This is a genomic window from Cellulomonas sp. Marseille-Q8402 (assembly GCF_965119525.1).
Map to the genome: position 1 here is coordinate 1,161,128 of NZ_CBCPLX010000002.1, position 21,358 is coordinate 1,182,485.

13 protein-coding genes and 2 rRNA genes are annotated in these 21,358 nt (G+C 70.4%); 13 read left to right on the forward strand and 2 right to left on the reverse strand.

All coding sequences use genetic code 11. The features are described 5' to 3' along the window. The first annotated feature begins 30 nt into the window (after positions 1–30). The 8 genes from ACWPWW_RS16290 to ACWPWW_RS16325 all read left to right on the forward strand — a co-directional run bounded on the left by ACWPWW_RS16290 (position 31) and on the right by ACWPWW_RS16325 (position 9,207). On the forward strand, positions 31–1,344 hold the full coding sequence (locus ACWPWW_RS16290; RefSeq protein ID WP_454051379.1) for an ABC transporter substrate-binding protein: 1,314 nt from the start codon (positions 31–33) through the stop codon (positions 1,342–1,344). Between the two features lie 69 nt (positions 1,345–1,413). Further along, positions 1,414–2,364: a carbohydrate ABC transporter permease gene (locus ACWPWW_RS16295; RefSeq protein ID WP_454051380.1), complete on the forward strand. Its 951-nt coding sequence runs from the start codon at positions 1,414–1,416 to the stop codon at positions 2,362–2,364. After that, positions 2,364–3,281, forward strand: coding sequence for a carbohydrate ABC transporter permease (locus ACWPWW_RS16300; protein WP_454051381.1), 918 nt, complete (start codon positions 2,364–2,366; stop codon positions 3,279–3,281). The genes ACWPWW_RS16295 and ACWPWW_RS16300 overlap by 1 nt, the downstream gene beginning before the upstream one ends. A 14-nt stretch (positions 3,282–3,295) precedes the next feature. Beyond that, positions 3,296–5,569, forward strand: a complete 2,274-nt coding sequence (gene yicI, locus ACWPWW_RS16305) for an alpha-xylosidase (RefSeq protein WP_454051382.1) — start codon at positions 3,296–3,298, stop codon at positions 5,567–5,569. A 166-nt stretch (positions 5,570–5,735) separates the two neighbouring features. Then, the gene (locus ACWPWW_RS16310; protein ID WP_454051383.1) at positions 5,736–7,190 is read left to right on the forward strand and encodes a GH1 family beta-glucosidase; all 1,455 of its coding nucleotides are present in this window, start codon (positions 5,736–5,738) and stop codon (positions 7,188–7,190) included. A 63-nt stretch (positions 7,191–7,253) separates the two neighbouring features. Continuing rightward, complete coding sequence (locus ACWPWW_RS16315; protein WP_454051384.1) at positions 7,254–7,565, forward strand: hypothetical protein; 312 nt, start codon at positions 7,254–7,256, stop codon at positions 7,563–7,565. 29 nt (positions 7,566–7,594) lie between these two features. Continuing rightward, entirely contained in the window at positions 7,595–8,425 is an 831-nt protein-coding gene (locus ACWPWW_RS16320; RefSeq protein ID WP_454051385.1) for an alpha/beta hydrolase, read from the forward strand. Next, the gene (locus ACWPWW_RS16325; protein ID WP_454051386.1) at positions 8,422–9,207 is read left to right on the forward strand and encodes an alpha/beta fold hydrolase; all 786 of its coding nucleotides are present in this window, start codon (positions 8,422–8,424) and stop codon (positions 9,205–9,207) included. The genes ACWPWW_RS16320 and ACWPWW_RS16325 overlap by 4 nt, the downstream gene beginning before the upstream one ends. A 2-nt stretch (positions 9,208–9,209) precedes the next feature. On the opposite strand, the gene ACWPWW_RS16330 is transcribed toward ACWPWW_RS16325, so the two are convergent. Together ACWPWW_RS16330 and ACWPWW_RS16335 are read right to left on the reverse strand one after the other, a co-directional pair. Next, a complete protein-coding gene (locus tag ACWPWW_RS16330; RefSeq protein ID WP_454051387.1) occupies positions 9,210–9,653 on the reverse strand; it encodes a hypothetical protein in 444 nt (147 codons plus the stop codon). Next, positions 9,650–11,866: a hypothetical protein gene (locus ACWPWW_RS16335; RefSeq protein WP_454051388.1), complete on the reverse strand. Its 2,217-nt coding sequence runs from the start codon at positions 11,864–11,866 to the stop codon at positions 9,650–9,652. The genes ACWPWW_RS16330 and ACWPWW_RS16335 overlap by 4 nt, the downstream gene beginning before the upstream one ends. Before the next feature lie 230 nt (positions 11,867–12,096). On the opposite strand from ACWPWW_RS16335, the gene ACWPWW_RS16340 reads away from it, so the two are divergent. The 5 genes from ACWPWW_RS16340 (at position 12,097) to ACWPWW_RS16360 (ending at position 21,303) form a co-directional block, all read left to right on the forward strand. Beyond that, the gene (locus ACWPWW_RS16340; protein WP_454051389.1) at positions 12,097–13,635 is read left to right on the forward strand and encodes a hypothetical protein; all 1,539 of its coding nucleotides are present in this window, start codon (positions 12,097–12,099) and stop codon (positions 13,633–13,635) included. Continuing rightward, positions 13,632–14,654: a hypothetical protein gene (locus tag ACWPWW_RS16345; RefSeq protein WP_454051390.1), complete on the forward strand. Its 1,023-nt coding sequence runs from the start codon at positions 13,632–13,634 to the stop codon at positions 14,652–14,654. The genes ACWPWW_RS16340 and ACWPWW_RS16345 overlap by 4 nt, the downstream gene beginning before the upstream one ends. A 36-nt stretch (positions 14,655–14,690) precedes the next feature. Then, positions 14,691–15,632: a co-chaperone YbbN gene (locus ACWPWW_RS16350; protein WP_454051391.1), complete on the forward strand. Its 942-nt coding sequence runs from the start codon at positions 14,691–14,693 to the stop codon at positions 15,630–15,632. A gap of 666 nt (positions 15,633–16,298) precedes the next feature. Further along, positions 16,299–17,819, forward strand: a 16S ribosomal RNA gene (locus ACWPWW_RS16355). A 372-nt stretch (positions 17,820–18,191) separates the two neighbouring features. Then, positions 18,192–21,303, forward strand: a 23S ribosomal RNA gene (locus ACWPWW_RS16360). The 16S and 23S rRNA genes sit together here, the layout of an rRNA operon. Positions 21,304–21,358 lie beyond the last annotated feature (55 nt).

A 21,358-nucleotide genomic window follows, 5' to 3' on the forward strand; every position in this document is an offset into this window, starting at 1 on the left:
CAGCAGGAACTCGACGAGGAGGAACGTGTGATGGCAGCTCAGCGGAAGCGGATCATGGCCGGCGCCCTGGTGCTCGCCCTGCCGCTCGCCCTGGCGGCGTGCGGCGGCGACAGCGGCGGCGGCGACGGGGGTGGCGGGGACGGTGACTCGCTGACGATCTGGCACTACGAGAACGACGACTCGGCGATGGGCCAGGCGTGGGCCAAGGCCATCGAGATCTTCGAGGAGGAGAACCCCGACGTCACCGTGAACGTCGAGAACCAGACCTTCGAGCAGATCCAGAAGAACGCCAAGATCTTCCTGACCGGCGACGACGTCCCCGACGTCATGGAGTACAACAAGGGCAACGCCACCGCCGGGCAGCTCGCGTCGCAGGGCCTGATCACCCCGCTGACCGAGGAGGCCGAGTCCCGTGGCTGGACCGACACCCTCCCGGCGTCGATCCAGACCACCGCGATGTACGACGAGCAGGGCCTGATGGGCTCGGGCGACTGGTTCGGGGTCCCGAACTACGGCGAGTTCGTCGGCGTCTACTACAACCAGGACATGCTCGACGCGCAGGGCATCGCGCAGCCGACCACGTTCGACGAGTTCGAGGACGCGCTCGCCACGTTCAAGGCCGCGGGTATCACGCCGCTCGCCGAGGCCGGTTCCGAGTACCCCCTCGGCCAGCTCTGGTACGAGCTGGTGCTGCACTACGGCGACCGCGACCTGATCGACGACTACCAGCTGTTCGCCGACGACGTGGACTTCCAGGACGAGGCGTTCACCCAGGCCACCGAGAAGCTCGACGAGTGGATCAAGGCCGGCTACATCGCGTCGGACTCCGCCGCGCTGACCGCCGAGGACATGGGCGTCTCGTTCATCAACGGCACCTACCCGATCATGGTCTCCGGCTCCTGGTGGTTCGGCCGCCTCGTCGAGGAGATCCCGTTCACCTGGACCCAGGCGCTGTTCCCGGAGAACACCATGCACCCCGGCTCGTCGGGCAACCTCTGGGTCGTCCCGGAGAACGCGGCCAACAAGGACCTGGCCTACGAGTTCATCGACATCACCCTGCGCCCGGAGGTGCAGGAGATCCTCGGCCAGAAGGGCGGCCTGCCCGTCGCCGGCGACTCCTCGACCATCACGGACGAGAAGACGAAGGAGATGACCGAGAACTTCGAGTCGATCCTCGGCGAGGACGGCCTGGCGTTCTACCCGGACTGGCCGGTGCCCGGCTACTACGACGTGATCGTCAGCGAGCTGCAGTCGCTCGTCAACCAGTCCAAGACGCCCGCCGAGGTGCTGGACGGCCTGTCGTCCGCGTACCAGGACGGCAAGACGGACCTGCTCGAGGGCTGACCGCCCGACCCCGCCCGGCCGGCGGCGCGCGTCGCCGGCCGGGCCCCTCCGGAACCCCCGAGGAGCCGCATGACCACCGTCGACCGCGTTGCGCCGCCCACGGGCCGCCGCAGCCGTCGCTCGCGCGACTGGGTCGGGTACCTGCCCTACCTGCTGCCCGGCCTGATCGCCTTCACCGTCGTCATCCTGATCCCGTTCGGGATGAACATCTGGTACAGCCTGCACAAGTGGAAGGGCGGCAACGCGCCGCTGCGCTGGTACGGGCTGGGCAACTACACCGACCTGCTCGCCGACGAGCAGTTCTGGACGTCGTTCCGGAACTCGATCGCGATGATCCTGGCGATGGTGGTGGTGCCGACGCTGATCGGCCTGCTGCTGGCGACCACGCTGTTCGACGTGCTCGGCAAGCGGTTCGGCCCGCGCGTGGCCTCCGTGCTGCGCGCGACCTACTACCTGCCGCAGATCCTGCCCGTGGCCGTCGCCGGCGTGCTGTGGAACTGGATCCTCAACTCCCAGACCGGCGCGGTGAACGTGCTGCTGCGCGAGATCGGCGTCGCGAACCCGCCCAACTGGCTCGGGTCGACCGACACCGCGCTGCCGACCGTGATGCTGGTGCTGATCTGGATCCAGATCGGCTACCCGGTCGTCATCTTCATGTCGGCGCTGCAGCGTGTCGACCCCGAGCTGTACGAGGCCGCCGAGCTCGACGGCGCCGGCTGGTGGCACCGGTTCCGGGCCATCACCATCCCGCAGATCAAGCCCGAGACCTTCGTCATCACGCTGACCTGCACCGTGGCCGCGCTCAAGGTGTTCGGCCCGATCTACGTGCTGACCCGCGGCGGCCCCGAGTCCTCGACCCTCGTGCCGAGCTACTACTCGTACCTCAACTTCTTCGACAAGTCGAAGGTCGGGTACGGCGCCGCGATCGCGAACGTCCTGACGGTCCTGATCATCCTCGTGGCCGTCGTCATCATGGTGCTGCAGGCCCGCAGCGCCCGCCGCGAGGAGGAGGGTCGCTGATGGCCGCCCCGATCGAGACCCTGCCGACGCCCGTCAGCACCGGGCGCCCGCCGAAGCCGCCGCGCGTGAAGGCCACCGAGGTGGACCGCCGGCACCGCCGCGGGCGAGCCCGCTGGTTCGTGCTCGCGGGCGCGGTGCTCGTCGCCGCCGTGATGCTCGTGCCGTTCCTCATCATGGTGCTCAACGCCTTCAAGGCGCCGGCCGACTACTCGCAGAACGGCCCGCTGAGCATCCCGAGCTCGTTCTACACCGACGGGCTCGTGAACTTCTGGGAGCGCGTGAACTTCCCGGAGAAGCTGGTCAACTCGATCTGGATCTCCGGCGCGGTCGCGGTGTTCGGCGTGACGCTGTCGCTGTTCAGCGCCTACGCGCTCGGCGTCGGCCGGGTGCGCGGCCGGATGTGGATCGTCACCCTGTTCCTGCTGGCGAACATGCTGCCGCAGGAGGTGCTGGTCTACCCGCTGTTCCAGATGGCGCAGGAGGTGGGCCTGTCCAACAACCAGTGGTCGGTCATCATCATCTTCACCGTCATCCAGGCGGCGTTCGGCACCTACCTGCTGTCCTCGGTGCTCGGCACGTTCCCGAAGGCGCTGCTCGAGGCGGCGTCCCTGGACGGCGCCGGCCGCTGGCGCACCCTGTGGGGCGTCGTGTTCCCGGTGGTCCGGCCGACGCTGTCGGTCCTGGTGATCTTCTTCTTCATCTGGACCTGGAACGAGTTCTTCATCCCGCTGGTCATGCTCACGACCAACGCCACCCAGACGATCCCCGTCGCGCTCGCCTCGCTGCAGGGCGACCGGATGATGGACGCCCCCACGACCAACGCGGGCGCCCTCGTCTCGATGATCCCGGCGATCGTCTTCTTCCTCATCTTCCAGCGCACGCTGACCCGCGGGATCACCGCGGGCGCGGTCAAGTAGGCAGGGCACCCCGCATGAAGTTCACCGACGGCTACTGGCAGAACCTCCCCGGCGTCACCGTCCTGCGCCCGCGCGCGGTCGACGAGGTCGTCCTGGGGGAGCGGTCGCTGACCGCGTACGCCGGCACCGGTCGCCTCGAGACGCGCGGCGACACCCTCAACCACCCGCTGATCACGATCACGCTCGACTCGCCGGCCGAGGGCGTGCTCGGCGTGACGATCGAGCACCACCAGGGCGGCGTGGACCCGGGCCCGGCGTTCGCGCTGGCCGGCGGCCACCCGGACGTGACCGTCACCGGTCCGTCGGCCGGCGACGCCCGCGCGACGCTGACCACCGGCAACCTGACCGCCCGCGTCGCCACGACGGGCGAGTGGGCGCTCGACGTCGAGGTCGACGGCCGCGTCGTCACCGGCGCCACGTCCCGCGGGGTCGGGTTCGTCACCGACGCCGAGGGCCGGCACTACGTCCGCGAGCAGCTCGCCCTCGGGGTCGCCGACCACGTCTACGGGCTCGGCGAGCGGTTCACGCCCTTCGTCAAGAACGGCCAGACCGTCGACGTCTGGAACGCCGACGGCGGCACCTCCTCGGAGCAGGCGTACAAGAACGTGCCGTTCTACCTGACCGACGCGGGCTACGGCGTGTTCGTCGACCACCCCGGGCACGTCTCGTTCGAGGTCGGCTCCGAGGTCGTCTCGCGCACCCAGTTCAGCGTCGGCGGGCAGCGCCTGCGCTACTACGTCATCGCGGGCCCGACGCCCAAGGACGTGCTGCGCCGGTACACCGCGCTCACCGGCCGGCCCGCGCGCGTGCCGGACTGGTCGTACGGCCTGTGGCTGTCCACGTCGTTCACCACGAGCTACGACGAGGACACGGTCATGTCGTTCATCGACGGGATGGCCGAGCGCGGCCTGCCGCTGTCGGTGTTCCACTTCGACTGCTTCTGGATGCGCCGGTTCCACTGGTGCGACTTCGTCTGGGACCCGGCGACGTTCCCGGACCCCAAGGGGATGCTGTCCCGGCTGCACGACCGCGACCTGCAGGTGTGCGTCTGGATCAACCCGTACATCGCGCAGCGGTCGCACCTGTTCGAGGAGGGTCGCGAGCTCGGCTACCTGGTGAAGCGGGCCGACGGCTCGGTCTGGCAGTGGGACCTGTGGCAGTCGGGCATGGCGCTGGTCGACTTCACCAACCCCGAGGCGACCGCCTGGTACCAGGGCAAGCTCCGCGGGCTGCTGGACATGGGCGTCGACGCCTTCAAGACCGACTTCGGCGAGCGGATCCCGACCGACGTCGTCTGGCACGACGGCTCCGACCCGGAGCGGATGCACAACTACTACACGCACCTCTACAACAAGGCCGTGTTCGAGCTGCTCGAGGACGTCCGCGGCGAGGGGGAGGCCGTGCTGTTCGCGCGGTCCGCGACCGCCGGCGGCCAGCAGTTCCCGGTGCACTGGGGCGGCGACTGCGAGTCCACGTTCGTGTCGATGGCCGAGTCGCTGCGCGGCGGGCTGTCCCTGGCGACGTCCGGGTTCGGCTACTGGTCGCACGACATCGGCGGGTTCGAGGGCACGCCCGACGCCGCGGTGTTCAAGCGCTGGCTGGCGTTCGGGCTGCTGTCGTCGCACTCGCGGCTGCACGGGTCGTCGTCGTACCGGGTGCCGTGGGCGTTCGACGAGGAGTCCGTCGACGTCACCCGCCGGTTCACCGAGCTCAAGCTGTCGCTGATGCCGTACCTGTCCGCGGTCGGCCGCGAGGCGCACACCGACGGGCTGCCCGCCATGCGGCCGATGGTCGTGGAGTTCCCCGACGAGCCCGCCGCGGCCTCCGTGGACACCCAGTACATGCTCGGTGACGCGCTGCTGGTGGCGCCGGTGTTCACCGCCGACGGCACCGTCGACGTCTACGTTCCCGAGGGGGAGTGGACGTCGCTGCTCGACGGGTCGACCGTGTCCGGTCCGCGCTGGCACCGGCAGCAGCACGGGTTCGACTCGGTGCCGCTGCTCGTCCGGCCCGGGACCGTGCTGCCCGTCGGTGCGCGCACCGACCGCCCGGACTACGACCACGCCGACGGCGTCACGCTGCGGGTGTTCGGCCTGGCGGACGGGGCGGAGACGGTGGTCACCGTCGCCGGCGCGGCGGGCGACGTGCACTTCCGGGTCACCCGCCGCGGCGCGACGCTCGTGGCCGAGGCCACGGGCGCCGTCCCCGCGACGTGGTCCCTGGCTGCGGCCCTGACCTCCCCGGTCCGCGCCGAGGGCCCCACCGCGGAGGTCACCCTCCCCGCGTGACCGGCTCCGCCGAGGCTGCAGCGGTCGCGGGGTTCCCCCTCGCGGAACCCCGCGACCGCTGCAGTCCCGGCGCCCGGGACGCTCGCGGAGACGCGTGCGGGAGCGCTTCCATGCATCCTGTATCGTATCGATTCGACAGTGCCGTCCGAACCACCGAGGGGCTCTCATGACCACCAGCCGTCCGTCCGGACGCCAGTTCCCCGCCGACTTCCTCTGGGGCTCGGCCACCGCGTCGTACCAGATCGAGGGGGCGGCCACCGAGGGCGGCCGCGGCCCGTCCATCTGGGACACGTTCTCCGCCACCCCGGGCAAGGTGCTGAACGGCGACACCGGCGCCGTCGCCGCCGACCACTACCACCGCGTGCCCGAGGACGTGGCGCTGATGCAGCAGCTCGGTCTGCAGGCGTACCGGCTGTCGATCGCGTGGCCGCGCGTGCAGCCGACCGGGTCCGGGAAGTTCAACGCCGAGGGCATCGCCTTCTACGTCGACCTGGTCGACCGCCTGGTCGAGGCCGGCATCGCGCCGGTCGTCACCCTGTACCACTGGGATCTGCCGCAGCCCCTCGAGGACGAGGGCGGCTGGGTCAACCGCGAGACCGCCTACCGGTTCGCGGACTACGCCCGCCGGATGGCCGAGGCGCTGGGGGACGAGGTCACCGTCTGGACCACGCTCAACGAGCCGTGGTGCTCGGCGTACCTGGGCTACGCCTCGGGCGTGCACGCGCCGGGCCGCACCGAGCAGGGCGCGTCGCTCGCCGCCGTGCACCACCTCAACCTCGCGCACGGCCTGGCCGCCCGCGCGATCCGCGAGGTGCTCGGGGACGCCGCGCAGGTCTCCATCACGCTCAACATGCACGTCACCCGCGCGGCGTCCGACGCCGCCGAGGACGTCGCGGCCAAGCGCCAGGTCGACACGGTCGCCAACGAGGTGTTCCTGCAGCCGCTCCTCGAGGGCCGCTACCCGGAGCACGTCCGCGCGCAGACGGCCGCCGTCAGCGACTGGTCGTTCGTCCAGGACGGCGACCTGGAGCTGATCCGGCAGCCGATCGACCTGCTCGGCGTGAACTACTACTCCACCGGCCGGGTCCAGCGCCTGCACGGGGAGCCGGTCGTCGGCGACGGGAGCCCCGGCGTCGACGGGCACAAGACGTCCGAGGTCAGCCCGTGGGTCGGCTGCGACGACGTCGAGTGGCTGCCCCAGCCCGGCCCGCACACCGCGATGGGCTGGAACATCGAGCCCGCCGGCCTCACCGAGCTGCTGGTCGAGCTGCACGAGCGCTACCCCTCCCTGCCGCTGGCCGTCACGGAGAACGGCGCCGCGTTCGCCGACGAGGTCGCGCCCGACGGCCGGGTGCACGACGCCCTGCGCGTCGACTACCTGCACGACCACATCGACGCCGTCGGCGCGGCCATGGACGCCGGCGCCGACGTGCGCGGGTACTTCGTGTGGTCGCTGATGGACAACTTCGAGTGGGCCTACGGCTACGACCGCCGCTTCGGGATCATCCGCGTCGACTACGACACCTGCGAGCGCACCCTGAAGGACTCGGCGCTCTGGTACCGCGACCTGATCGCCACCCGCACGATCGCCCCGGCGGAGACGGCGGCCACGCTGTCCTGACCCGCACCGGAGGGCGGCGGCCGGCGGTCGCCGCCCTCCGGCGTGCCGGGGCACAATCGGGTGGTGCCCTCGTCCCGCCGCTCCGGCAAGCGTCCCTACGCGGCCGAGCACGTCCCCCTCGACCACGACCGCGTCCGCGGCGGCCGGACCTCCGAGGAGGCGGCGGACGGGTCGTGGACGGTGCAGCGCGTCGGCGGGTCGGACCGCACGTTCCGCTGCCCGGGCTGCGACCAGGAGATCGCCGCGGGCACGGCGCACGTCGTCGCCTGGCGGTCGGACGGGCTGTTCGGCGCGGAGGCCGCGCTCGCCGACCGCCGGCACTGGCACACCGCGTGCTGGGCGGCCCGGCACCGGCGCGGGCCGACCCGGCGCTGACGGCCCCCGGCGGACTACGCTCGGCGGCGATGACCACCGCAGCCGCCGCCACGCCCATCCGCTCGCTCACCGTCCTGCCCGCGCACCGCGAGGACGTCGAGCTGCACACCGCCGACGGCCTCACCCTCGTCGGCGAGCTCGCGCTGCCCGTGCACCCCGACGGCACGCCGAAGACCCCCGCGGCGACGCTCGTCACGCTGCACCCGCTGCCGACCCACGGCGGCTACATGGACTCCCACGTGCTGCGCAAGGCGTCCTGGCGGCTGCCCGCGCTCGCCGACGTGGCGGTCCTGCGGTTCAACACGCGCGGCACCTCCAGCCCGCGCGGCACCAGCCAGGGGGCGTTCGACGAGGGCCGGTCCGAGAAGTTCGACGTGCACGCCGCCATCGAGCTCGCCGAGTTCCGCGACCTGCCGCACCCGTGGCTGGTCGGCTGGTCCTTCGGCACCGAGCTGGCGCTCATGCACGGCCTCGACCCGGTGGTCGAGGGCGCCGTCCTGCTGTCGCCGCCGCTGCACCGCGCCGGCGACCACCACCTCGACGCGTGGGACGCCGACGGCCGGCCGCTCGTCGTCCTCGTCCCCGAGCACGACGACTACCTGCGCCCCGACCAGGCACGCGAGCGGTTCGCCCGCGTGCACCAGGCCGAGGTGATCGGCGTCGACGGCGCCAAGCACCTGTGGGTCGGGGAACCGTACGTCCGGCGGGTGCTGGACGAGGTCGTCGCGCACGTCCGGCCCGGCTTCCCCGTGCCGCTGCCGACCACCTGGGACGGGCCCAGCGAGCAGGCCGACCCGCCCGCCGTCCCGCAGTCACCGGAGTCGACCGGGTTCGCCGGGTCGTCGGAGGAGGACGCATGACCAGCGCGACCGCCGTCCTGCACACCCTGCGACCGGGGACCGGCACGCCGCTGGTCCTGCTGCACGCCTTCCCGCTCGACTCCCGCATGTGGTCCGACGTCGCGGCGCTCGTGCCGGGCGACGGGCCGGTCGTGGCGGTCGACCTGCCCGGGCTCGGCTCCGCCCGGGGGCTGCCGCTGCCCGAGCCCTCGCTCGAGGCGTCCGCCGACGCGGTCGCCGCCGCGCTGGTCGCGGCCGGGCACGAGCACGGCGTCGTGGCGGGGCTGTCGATGGGCGGGTACGTCGCGCTCGCGCTCGCCGAGCGACGCCCGGCCCTGGTCGCCGGGATCGGCCTGCTCGACACCAAGTCCACCGCCGACCCCGCCGAGGCCCGGGCCAACCGCCTGCGCGTGGCGGACGTCGTGGAGCGGGCCGGCACCGTCGACGAGGTGCTGCCGATGGCGACGGCGCTGCTCGGCACCGCGTCGCGCGAGCACCTGGAGCTGGTCGCGCGCCTGGAGGCGTGGATCGGCGCCCAGCCCCCGGCGGGCGTGGCGTGGTCGCAGCGCGCGATGGCCGCCCGGCCCGACCGGACCGCGGTGCTCGAGGGCTACCGCGGCCCGGCGCTCGTGCTGGTGGGGGAGGAGGACCAGCCGACCCCCGTGGCCGCGGCCCGCACGATGGCCGACGCGCTCGGCGTGCCGCCGGTGGTCGTCCCCGGCGCCGGGCACCTGACGGCCGTCGAGGCGCCGTCGGTCGTGGCGCAGGCGCTCGGCGACCTCGTGCTCCGCACGCGGGGCTGAGCTCAGCCCGCGTCGTCCCCGAGCACCCGCGCCAGCGCGACCGGCAGGTCCAGGGACTCGCCGTCCTTGCCTCCCGCGCCCAGCACCAGCGGCGGGTCCTGCGGCTCCGGTCGCACGCCACGCCACCGCGCGACCAGCGACGGCGGCACCGTCAGCACGTAGAAGCCGCCGTCGGTGCCTACGGCCACGGTCTTGTCCCGGCGCAGGTACCAGCCCTGCAGGGGCGTGCGGTACCGGCCGCGGCCGCCGTAGCCCTGCGCGTGCAGCGGCGTCGGCGCGACGCCGCGACGGCCGGCGTCGGCGACGAACCGCGCGATGAGCTCGCGGGCCTGCGCGGACTCCGCCTGCCGCCGGGCGCGCAGGGCGGCCTCGTGCGCGTCCGCGGCCTCCCGGCGGCGGGACCGCCAGTCGGCCGCGGGGTCCGGCGCCGGGCGCTCGTCGCTCACTTGTCGGCCGGCGCGGCCGCGACCTCGTCCTCGGCTGCCGCGTCGGACGCGGGCTGGTCGGCCGCGGCCTGGTCGGACGCGGCCTGGTCGGACGCGGCCTGGTCGGACGCGGGCTGGTCGGATCCGGCGCCTGCCTGCGCGTCGGCCCCCGTGGCGGCGTCCGGCTGGGCGTCGCCGGGCTTCGCGTCGGCCGCGGTCGCCCGGTCGGCCTCGGTCGGCTCCTGCTCCGGCTCCGGCTTCGGCTGGCCGTCCGCGGGTGCGACCGCCGGCGTCGCCGCCGACACCGGGGCCGGCCGGCCCTTGCCGCGCGCGGGACGGGCCGCCGGGCGGGCACCCTGCTTGGCGGCGAACTGCGCCTGGGCGGCGTCGGCCTTCTCCAGCGTCGTGCGGTTCGGGACCGGATCGTGCCCGAGCAGGTTGCGCAGCTCGTCCAGGTAGGAGGTGATCGACTCGCGCTGCCGGTTCAGGTCCTCGACCTGGCGCTGGGCGGTCGTGCGCTCGCGCTCGGACTCCGCCATCGCCTCGGACAGCGTCTTCTCGGCGTGCTCGCGGGCCTCGGCGACCACGCGGTCCGCGTTCTGCCGCGCGTTGGAGAGCAGCTCCTTGCTGTGCTCCTGCGAGTCGACGCGGATCTTCTCCGCCTGCCCGAGGGCCTTGGCGACGCGCTGCTCCGCGTCGGCGGCGTGCGCCTCGGCGTCCCGCACGAGCTTCTCGGTCTCGGCGCGGGCGGTGGCGTGCCGCTCGGCGTCGGCGCGCTCGGCGGCCTCGCGCTGCGCCGCGATCGACAGCTCGGCGTCCGCGAGGGCCTGGCGGGCCTGGGCGAGCATCGCCTCGGACTCCGTGCGGGCCTGCCCGCGCAGCTCGTCCGCGGTCCGCGACGCGTCGGTCAGCTGGCGCTCGACGTCGAGGCGGGTGGTCTCCCGCAGCTCTGCGACCTCGCGCTCGGTGCGCTCCCGCAGCTCCGCGACGTCGCGGGCCGTGCCCTCGCGCAGCTCCGTGGTCTCACGCTCGGCGAGGGCGCGCAGGTGGTTCGCCTCGTGCACCGTGCGCTCGCGGAGCTCGGTGGTCTCGCGCTCCGCCGTGGCGCGCAGCTCCGCGACGTACTGCTCGGCCTCGCCGCGCTGGGTGGCGAGCGCCTGCTCCGCCTCCTGCCGGGCCGCGGCGATCTCGTCGGCCACGGCGGCGCGCAGCTCGCCGGTCTCCCGGTCGGCGCTGGCCCGCACGAAGCCCGAGTACTGCTCGGCCTCGGCGCGCAGGGCCGTGGTCTCGGCGACGGCCCGCTGCTGCAGCTCCGCGGCGGCGCGCTCGGCGGCGGACCGGACGGCGTCGGCGTGCGTCTGCGCCTCGGCACGCAGGGAGGTGATCTCCTCGCCGGACGCCTGACGCGCCTCGGCGATCTCCGTGGCCGCGAGCGACCGCTGCATCGCGGCCCAGCGCTCGGCCTCGGTGCGCAGCTCCGCGAGCTCGGCCGTGACGCGCTGCCGCAGCGCGGTCGTGTCGGCGTCCGCGCTCTGGCGCAGGTCCTGGTCGTACCGCTCCGCGTCGGCACGCAGCGCGGTCGTCTCGGTCTCGGTGCGCGTCCGCAGCTCCTCGGCGACGCGCTCGGTGCTCACGCGCAGCTCGGTCATCTCGCGCTCGACCGTGGCCCGCAGCGTGCCGAGCTCGCGCTCCAGGCTCGCCCGGCGCTCGCTCTCCTCGGTCTGGATGGCGGTCTGGATCCGCGCGGCCTCGCGCTCCGCCGACCCGACCAGCTCCTCCGCGCGGCGCTGGGCCCCCGTGAGGGTGCTCTCCGCCTCGGTGTGCGCGGTCGACCGCTCCTCGGTGGCCTCGCGGCGCGCGGTCCCGAGCATCTCGGCGACCTCGTTCTCCGCCCGCGCGCGCAGCTGGCCGGCCGCGAGCCGCGCCCGGGCCAGCGCGTCGGACGCCTGCGCGTTGGCCTGCTGGACGACGTCCGACGACTGCTCCTCGGCCGACCGGAGCAGCATCTCGATGCGCGAACCGAGCCCGGAGTACGTGGGCCGCTCGGCCTCGCGCAGCTGGCGGTGCGCCTCGGAGAGCTCGCCGGAGATCTGCAGCACCCGCTCGTCGAGCGACGCCACCTGGCTCCGCGCGTCCTGCAGGGACCGCTCGAGCTCGTCCATGCGGCTGTCGACCGGGGCGCGGTCGTAGCCACGGAAGTTGACCACCGGGAAGGGCGTACGGTCGTCTGCCACGAAGTTCCTCCTGCGGGAGCGCTCGAGCGCTTGTGGGGACGGCCCCCGGGCGGGAGGCTCAGGGCGTCGGTCGGCCCGCGTCCGTCGTCCAGCGTATCGGGACGGACCGGGCATCGGACACCGCTCGCCGAGCCGGTCCGCCGCCCGTCCGCCGCCCGTCGGCCGCCCGATTTGCCCGGACCCCGAGGTGGCCCCCCTATCCTGGGTCGTCACGTTCGAGAGGAAACTGCGTGCTCCAGCGACTGATCGCCGCCCTCCTGGGGGTGCTCGGCATCGCGGCCATCGGCCTCGGCGTCGCCTCGGCCACGGTGTGGCGGGCCGACGACCCCCTGGTCGCCACCGCCGCCCCCGGGGGCGACGTCCGGACCCTCGTCACCGACCCCGGCGTGCTCGAGCTCGCCGGGGACCCGGTCACGGTGACCGTCCGTGCCGAGGGCTCACCCGTGGTGCTCGCGGTCGGCCGCGACACCGACGTCACCGCCTGGGTCGGCGACGACCCGTACGAGCGCGTGACGGGCCTGTCGGACTGGCACACGCTGGCGACGACGGCCGTCGAGCCCGAGGCGGCGCCCACGGCGGCTCCGACCACCGAGGCTCCCGCCGACGCCGCGGCGACGCCGTCGCCCTCCGCGAGCGGCGAGCCCGAGGCGTCCGCGGTCCGGGCCGCCGACCCGACCGGGTCCGACATGTGGGTCCTGGAGGTCGGCGGGGACGGCTCCGCGACGCTCGACTGGCCCGCGCAGGACGGCCGCTGGTCGCTGATCGCGGTGAGCCTGGGCGACACCGCCCCGACGCTGGACCTGTCCTGGCCCCAGACGGTCACGACCCCGTGGCTCTGGCCGGGGGTGGCGCTCGGCGTCCTGCTCCTCGCCGTCGCCGCGATCCTGCTGGTCCGGATCCTGCGCGCGCGCCGTGAGGGACCCGACGCCGGCTGGCACCCGGTGACGACGGGGACGTTCGCCACGATCCCGGCACCGGCCGGCACGACGGCGCCGGTTCCGGCGGGCGCCGCTCCCGCGGGCGAGCCGCAGCCGACCTCGGGCCACCCCACCGGGGCCATCCCCGTCGGCACGGTCGGCGTGAGCCAGCCGACCCGGCGGCAGATCCGCGAGGCCGAGGCCGCTGCGGCGGCCGCCGCTGCCGCGGAGCGTCGCCGGGGCCGCCGCACCCCGACCGGGTCGGTCCCCGCCGTCACCGGGGCGACGCCGGTGGTCGAGCCGGCTGTCACCGGGGCGACGCCGGTGGTCGAGCCGGCCGCGCCGACACCCACGGCGCCGACGCCGGCCGCCCCGGTGTCGGGGCCCGAGCCCGCGCCCGAGCCCGACCAGCCGTCCCCGCCGCGCCGCGGCCTCGGTGCCCGCCTCCCGTGGCGCAAGGGCACGACCGAGCGGCCGGCGGACGGGACGACGCCGTCGACCGCGGACGCGCCCGCGGCACCGGCCGCGCCGACCCCGTCGGGCACGACGACCTCGTGGTCCCCGACGCCGGCGCCGGCCGCGCGCCCCGCTGCGCCGGCCGGACCGACGGCCCCTGCCGCACCGGCCCCCGTCGCACCGGCTCCTGTCGCCCGGCCCACCCCGGCCGCGTCGGCGCCCCCGGCCCCGACTCCCGCACGCCCGGGGTCCGAGGACGACCCGGCGGCCCGCGCGCAGCGCGCCGACGCCTGGCGCCGGATGTGGGGCTTCCCGTCCGACGAGGGCGGAGGCACCGGCCGGGAGGGCGATGCCGCACCGGAGGACGACACGCAGAGCAGGAAGGACGACCGATGAGCCCCCGCACCTCCGGAGCCCGCCGGCTCCGTCGCCCCGGGCTCGCGCGGACGGCCGTCGCGACGGTCGCCCTGCTCGGCCTCGCCGCCTGCGCGAACCCGGTCCCGCAGCCGACACCGGACGCCGCCCCCGCGGTCCCGCCCCCGGCGCTGACCGTGGCCCAGTCGACGAGCGTCCTGGACCAGGTGGGCGAGGTCCTCGCGACGGGCGACGCCGCGCTCGACGCCGCCGGGCTGCCGGCGCGGCTCAGCGGCCCCGCCCTGGACATCCGCACCGCGGAGTACGTGCGTGCCACGGCGACCAACGGCGAGCGGCCGCCCGTGTCGCTGCCGATGACGGCGCAGACGACGATCGTCCCGGACACCGACACCTGGCCCCGCACCCAGATGGTGGTCACCGAGCAGCCCGCGGACCTGCAGGCGCCGCTGCTCCTCGTGCTCCAGCAGGACGGCCCGCGCGAGCCGTACCGGCTGTGGAGCTGGGCACGGCTCGGTCCGTCGGTGCAGATGCCGGCGACGGCGGACCCGGCGATCGGCAGCGAGCCGGTGGCCCCCGACGACACCTCGCTGCTGCTCCCGCCGACCGAGGCGATCGCCCAGTACGCGGACGTGCTGACCAACGGCGACGCGTCCGCCGCCGCCGCGACCTTCCCGCCGGACTTCTTCCGGACCGCGATCACCGAGGCGCGGAACCAGACCGTGGCGAGCCTCCAGGCCGTGGCGACGGTCGCGGAGACGACCGCGCCGGTCGACGGCTCCGTGACGGCGCTGCGGACGGCGGACGGCGGCGCGATCGTCGTCGGCCGGCTGAGCACGGTGACCACCGTGACGCTCAGCCAGGGCAGCATCACCCTGAACGACCCGTTCGACGCGGCGCTGGCCGGCAAGGGCAGCGTGACGAGCAACCTGGTGCGGACGTGGACCGACGTGGTAGCGCTGTACGTGCCGCCCGCGGGTGGCGCGGAGCAGGTCAGCGTCCTGGCGGCCGAGCACGCGCGCACGTCGGTCACGGGTGAGTGAGATCGTGGGACGACACGAGAGCAGGAGCACAGCAGCATGAGCCAGAACCCGGCGCACCAGCCGCGCCTCGACGTGCGCGGCGCGGTCGACCTCTCCGGGCTCGGGCGCCCGGCCACCCCGGCGCCCGGCACCCCCGGCGGGCTGCCGGCCCCCGGGCCCTACACGGTCGACGTCGACACGGAGGGCTTCGCGGAGCTCGTGCAGTCGTCGACGCAGCACCCCGTCGTGGTGCTGCTGTGGGCGTCGTGGAGCGAGACGAGCATCAACCTCGCCCGGGACCTCGGCACGCTGGCCGACCAGTACGCGGGCCGGCTGCTCCTGGCCCGCATCGACTCGGAGGCCAACCCGCAGGTGGCCGCGGCGTTCCAGACGCAGTCGGTGCCGGCGGTCGTCGCCGTCCTGGCGGGCCAGCCGCTCCCGCTGTTCCAGGGAGCGCCCCCGGTGGACCAGGTCCGCGGCGTGCTGGAGCAGGTGCTCGAGGCGGCCGCGACCAACGGCATCACCGGGACGGTCGAACCGCGCGAGGACGGGGAGCCCGCCCCCGCGGAGCCGGAGGAGCCGCCGCTGCCCCCGCTGCACCAGGAGGCCTACGACGCCATCGAGCGCGACGACCTGCCCGCGGCCGCCGCGGCGTACGAGCAGGCGCTCAAGGAGAACCCGCGCGACGACATGGCCCGGGCCGGTCTCGCGCAGGTCGGTCTCCTCACCCGGACCCGGGACGTCGACCTCGCCGCGGTGCGCAAGGCCGCGGCGGACGACCCGCGGGACGTCGACGCCCAGCTGGCGGTCGCGGACGTCGATGTGCTCGGGGGTCAGGTCGAGGACGCGTTCGTGCGACTCGTCGACACCGTGCGGTCCGTCGCGGGGCCCGACCGCGAGCGGGTGCGCGTGCGCCTCGTGGAGCTGTTCGAGGTCGTCGGCACGGAGGACCCGCGGGTGGTCGCCGCCCGCCGGGCCCTCGCCAGCGCGCTGTACTGAGCGCGGGTCGCGCCCGCCGGCACCGTGCGCGGGGAAGGGGCCCGTCCGACCGTCGAGGTCGGGCGGGCCTTCCGCCGTCCAGGAGCGGCCGGAACCGGCGGAGATCCGCGTGATCATGCGGGTGACCGCCGTCACCCCCGCCGGAGTTGACGCTCCGCGAGCGTGCTGCGTAATGTTCCTCTCCGTCGCCCGGCAGGGAGGAACGGACACCAGGGATCGCACCCGGTGGCCAGTCCCGCGGGAGACCACCCCCTCGGTTCGGACATCACGGGACACATGCGCCCGTGGACGGTCGCGCCGAGGGCGGTCCAGAAGGTCGGGAGAGTCCACACGGACTTGACGGGCCGGGTCGGATCAGATAAGTTTGAACGGTTGCCTCCGGCCAGGAGCCCGCAAGGGTGAGTGGGGGATGCGCGTCTGTTCTTTGAGAACTCAACAGTGTGCCTAAGTAGTTGATGCCATATCGGTGCATCGGCTCGGGTCGTCGCCTCGTTCGGGGTGGTGGTTCGTAGTTGGTGTGCTTTGTTGGTGTCGTGGGTTCGGCCCTGCTCCGTCTGGGTCGGCCCGCACAGCCATTTTGAACTGATCATCCCTTCGTCAGCGTGGGGGTGGTCGTCTCGTGTGTCGGTGGATCGCCGCCTTCGGGTGGTGGTTGCCATGTAGACATTAACGGAGAGTTTGATTCTGGCTCAGGACGAACGCTGGCGGCGTGCTTAACACATGCAAGTCGAACGGTGAAGCCCAGCTTGCTGGGTGGATCAGTGGCGAACGGGTGAGTAACACGTGAGTAACCTGCCCCTGACTCTGGGATAAGCCTTGGAAACGAGGTCTAATACCGGATACGAGACGCTCGGGCATCTGAAGCGTCTGGAAAGATTTATCGGTCAGGGATGGACTCGCGGCCTATCAGCTTGTTGGTGGGGTAAAGGCCTACCAAGGCGACGACGGGTAGCCGGCCTGAGAGGGCGACCGGCCACACTGGGACTGAGACACGGCCCAGACTCCTACGGGAGGCAGCAGTGGGGAATATTGCACAATGGGCGCAAGCCTGATGCAGCGACGCCGCGTGAGGGATGAAGGCCTTCGGGTTGTAAACCTCTTTCAGCAGGGAAGAAGCGCAAGTGACGGTACCTGCAGAAGAAGCGCCGGCTAACTACGTGCCAGCAGCCGCGGTAATACGTAGGGCGCAAGCGTTGTCCGGAATTATTGGGCGTAAAGAGCTCGTAGGCGGTTTGTCGCGTCTGCTGTGAAAACTCGAGGCTCAACCTCGGGCTTGCAGTGGGTACGGGCAGACTAGAGTGCGGTAGGGGTGACTGGAATTCCTGGTGTAGCGGTGGAATGCGCAGATATCAGGAGGAACACCGATGGCGAAGGCAGGTCACTGGGCCGCAACTGACGCTGAGGAGCGAAAGCATGGGGAGCGAACAGGATTAGATACCCTGGTAGTCCATGCCGTAAACGTTGGGCACTAGGTGTGGGGCTCATTCCACGAGTTCCGTGCCGCAGCAAACGCATTAAGTGCCCCGCCTGGGGAGTACGGCCGCAAGGCTAAAACTCAAAGAAATTGACGGGGGCCCGCACAAGCGGCGGAGCATGCGGATTAATTCGATGCAACGCGAAGAACCTTACCAAGGCTTGACATACACCGGAAACTTCCAGAGATGGTTGCCCCGCAAGGTCGGTGTACAGGTGGTGCATGGTTGTCGTCAGCTCGTGTCGTGAGATGTTGGGTTAAGTCCCGCAACGAGCGCAACCCTCGTCCTATGTTGCCAGCGGGTCATGCCGGGGACTCATAGGAGACTGCCGGGGTCAACTCGGAGGAAGGTGGGGATGACGTCAAATCATCATGCCCCTTATGTCTTGGGCTTCACGCATGCTACAATGGCCGGTACAAAGGGCTGCGATACCGCGAGGTGGAGCGAATCCCAAAAAGCCGGTCTCAGTTCGGATTGGGGTCTGCAACTCGACCCCATGAAGTCGGAGTCGCTAGTAATCGCAGATCAGCAACGCTGCGGTGAATACGTTCCCGGGCCTTGTACACACCGCCCGTCAAGTCACGAAAGTCGGTAACACCCGAAGCCGGTGGCCCAACCCTTGTGGGGGGAGCCGTCGAAGGTGGGACTGGCGATTGGGACTAAGTCGTAACAAGGTAGCCGTACCGGAAGGTGCGGCTGGATCACCTCCTTTCTAAGGAGCTTCTGGCACCTGCGCTTCGTGTGTGGGTGTGCAGAGACCAGGCCCGGACCGTACGCGTTCGGGGTGGTGCTCACGGGTGGAACATCAACTACGGCGACTCCTCGTGGGGTCGGCATCGCGTCAGTACTCCGCCTTCGGGTGGTCGGAACCTCGCACCGCTGATCTCGCTGGGTCGCCTGGGCACGCTGTTGGGTCCTGAGGGAACAGCCCGCTTTGGGGGTGTTGCTTCATGACGGGCCCGGTCGGTCGGTCGAACCGCTCACTGCTGTGATGGTGGGTAGGCGCCGGCGCGAGACTCGGGGATCGTTCGTTGTTTGAGAACTGCACAGTGGACGCGAGCATCTTTTAAAGTAATGTCTTTGTGGTCAAGTTTTTAAGGGCACAGGGTGGATGCCTTGGCACTAGGAGCCGAAGAAGGACGTTGTAGCCTGCGATAAGCCTCGGGGAGTTGGCAAACGAACCGTGATCCGAGGATGTCCGAATGGGGAAACCCCGCACGAGTCATGTCGTGTGACCCGCACCTGAATATATAGGGTGTGTGGAGGGAACGCCGGGAAGTGAAACATCTCAGTACCGGCAGGAAGAGATATTCCGTGAGTAGTGGCGAGCGAAAGCGGATCAGGCCAAACCGTATGCGTGTCAAGCCGGCAGGCGTTGCGTGTACGGGGTTGTGGGACCTTTCAGATGATTCTGCCGAGTCGTCAGGGAGTCAGAAAGCCGCGTTATAGTCGAAGGGCATTGAAAGGCCCGGCACAGAGGGTGGTACCCCCGTAGACGAAATGACGTGGCCTCCCGAAGGGGATCCCAAGTAGCACGGGGCCCGAGAAATCCCGTGTGAATCTGGCAAGACCACTTGCTAAGCCTAAATACTACCTAGTGACCGATAGCGGACAAGTACCGTGAGGGAAAGGTGAAAAGTACCCCGGGAGGGGAGTGAAATAGTACCTGAAACCGTGTGCCTACAATCCGTCGGAGCCTCCCTAGCAGGGGTGACGGCGTGCCTTTTGAAGAATGAGCCTGCGAGTTAGTGGTACGTGGCGAGGTTAACCCGTGTGGGGAAGCCGTAGCGAAAGCGAGTCCGAATAGGGCGATACAGTCGCGTGCTCTAGACCCGAAGCGAAGTGATCTAGCCATGGGCAGGTTGAAGCGCGGGTAAGACCGCGTGGAGGACCGAACCCACCTGGGTTGAAAACCGGGGGGATGACCTGTGGTTAGGGGTGAAAGGCCAATCAAACTTCGTGATAGCTGGTTCTCCCCGAAATGCATTTAGGTGCAGCGTCACGTGTTTCTTGCCGGAGGTAGAGCTACTGGATAGCCGATGGGCCCCACCAGGTTACTGACGTTAGCCAAACTCCGAATGCCGGTAAGTGAGAGCGTGGCAGTGAGACTGCGGGGGATAAGCTCCGTAGTCGAGAGGGAAACAGCCCAGACCACCAGCTAAGGCCCCTAAGCGTATGCTAAGTGGGAAAGGATGTGGAGTTGCACAGACAACCAGGAGGTTGGCTTAGAAGCAGCCACCCTTGAAAGAGTGCGTAATAGCTCACTGGTCAAGTGATTCCGCGCCGACAATGTAGCGGGGCTCAAGTATACCGCCGAAGCTGTGGCATTCACATTTCAGGCAGGCCTTCGTGGTCCAGCCGTGTGGATGGGTAGGGGAGCGTCGTGTGGCGGGTGAAGCTGCGGGGTAACCCAGTGGTGGACGCCACACGAGTGAGAATGCAGGCATGAGTAGCGAATGACGGGTGAGAAACCCGTCCGCCGAATGACCAAGGGTTCCAGGGCCAGGCTAATCCGCCCTGGGTAAGTCGGGACCTAAGGCGAGGCCGACAGGCGTAGTCGATGGACAACGGGTTGATATTCCCGTACCGGCGAAGAACCGCCCATACCGAGCCCGGTGATGCTAAACGCCCGAGCCGCCGCACCGACTCCTTCGGGAGTCACCGCGGCGGGGAGCGCGTGACCCGATCCGGTAGTAGGTAAGCGTATTAACAGGAGTGACGCAGGAAGGTAGCCCAGCGTGGCGATGGTAGTCCACGTCCAAGGCCGTAGGGCGAGTGGTAGGCAAATCCGCCACTCACATAGCCTGAGAACCGATGGTGACAGCGTATGCTGGATGATTGGGTGATCCTATGCTGCCGAGAAAAGCTTCGACGCGAGGTTCTAGCCGCCCGTACCCTAAACCGACTCAGGTGGTCAGGTAGAGAATACCAAGGCGATCGAGAGAATCGTGGTTAAGGAACTCGGCAAAATGCCCCCGTAACTTCGGGAGAAGGGGGGCCTGAAGCGTGTACCGGCTTGCCCGGGAAGCGTGGAGGGCCGCAGAGACCAGGGAGAAGCGACTGTTTACTAAAAACACAGGTCCGTGCGAAGTCGCAAGACGATGTATACGGACTGACGCCTGCCCGGTGCTGGAAGGTTAAGAGGACGGGTCAGCCGCAAGGCGAAGCTCAGAATTTAAGCCCCAGTAAACGGCGGTGGTAACTATAACCATCCTAAGGTAGCGAAATTCCTTGTCGGGTAAGTTCCGACCTGCACGAATGGCGTAACGACTTCTCCGCTGTCTCAACCGCGAACTCGGCGAAATTGCACTACGAGTAAAGATGCTCGTTACGCGCAGCAGGACGGAAAGACCCCGGGACCTTTACTATAGTTTGGTATTGGTGTTCGGTGCGGCTTGTGTAGGATAGGTGGGAGACTGTGAAGCCGGCACGCCAGTGTCGGTGGAGTCAACGTTGAAATACCACTCTGGTCGCTCTGGATATCTAACCTCGGTCCGTGATCCGGATCAGGGACAGTGCCTGATGGGTAGTTTAACTGGGGCGGTTGCCTCCTAAAATGTAACGGAGGCGCTCAAAGGTTCCCTCAGCCTGGTTGGCAATCAGGTGGCGAGTGCAAGTGCACAAGGGAGCTTGACTGTGAGACTGACAGGTCGAGCAGGGACGAAAGTCGGAACTAGTGATCCGGCGGTGGCTTGTGGAAGCGCCGTCGCTCAACGGATAAAAGGTACCCCGGGGATAACAGGCTGATCTTGCCCAAGAGTCCATATCGACGGCATGGTTTGGCACCTCGATGTCGGCTCGTCGCATCCTGGGGCTGGAGTAGGTCCCAAGGGTTGGGCTGTTCGCCCATTAAAGCGGTACGCGAGCTGGGTTTAGAACGTCGTGAGACAGTTCGGTCCCTATCCGCTGCGCGCGCAGGAAACTTGAGAAGGGCTGTCCCTAGTACGAGAGGACCGGGACGGACGAACCTCTGGTGTGCCAGTTGTTCCGCCAGGAGCACGGCTGGTTGGCTACGTTCGGAAGGGATAACCGCTGAAAGCATCTAAGCGGGAAGCCTGCTTCAAGATGAGGTTTCCACGCCCCCTCGAGGGGTGAGAGGCTCCCGGCTAGACCACCGGGTAGATAGGCCGGATGTGGAAGGCAGGACGCAAGACTGCCGCAGCTGACCGGTACTAATAAGCCGACAACTTCACCACAACACTTTTTGTTGCTACGCGTCCACTGTGCGGTTCCCGAACCACGAGCACCCCT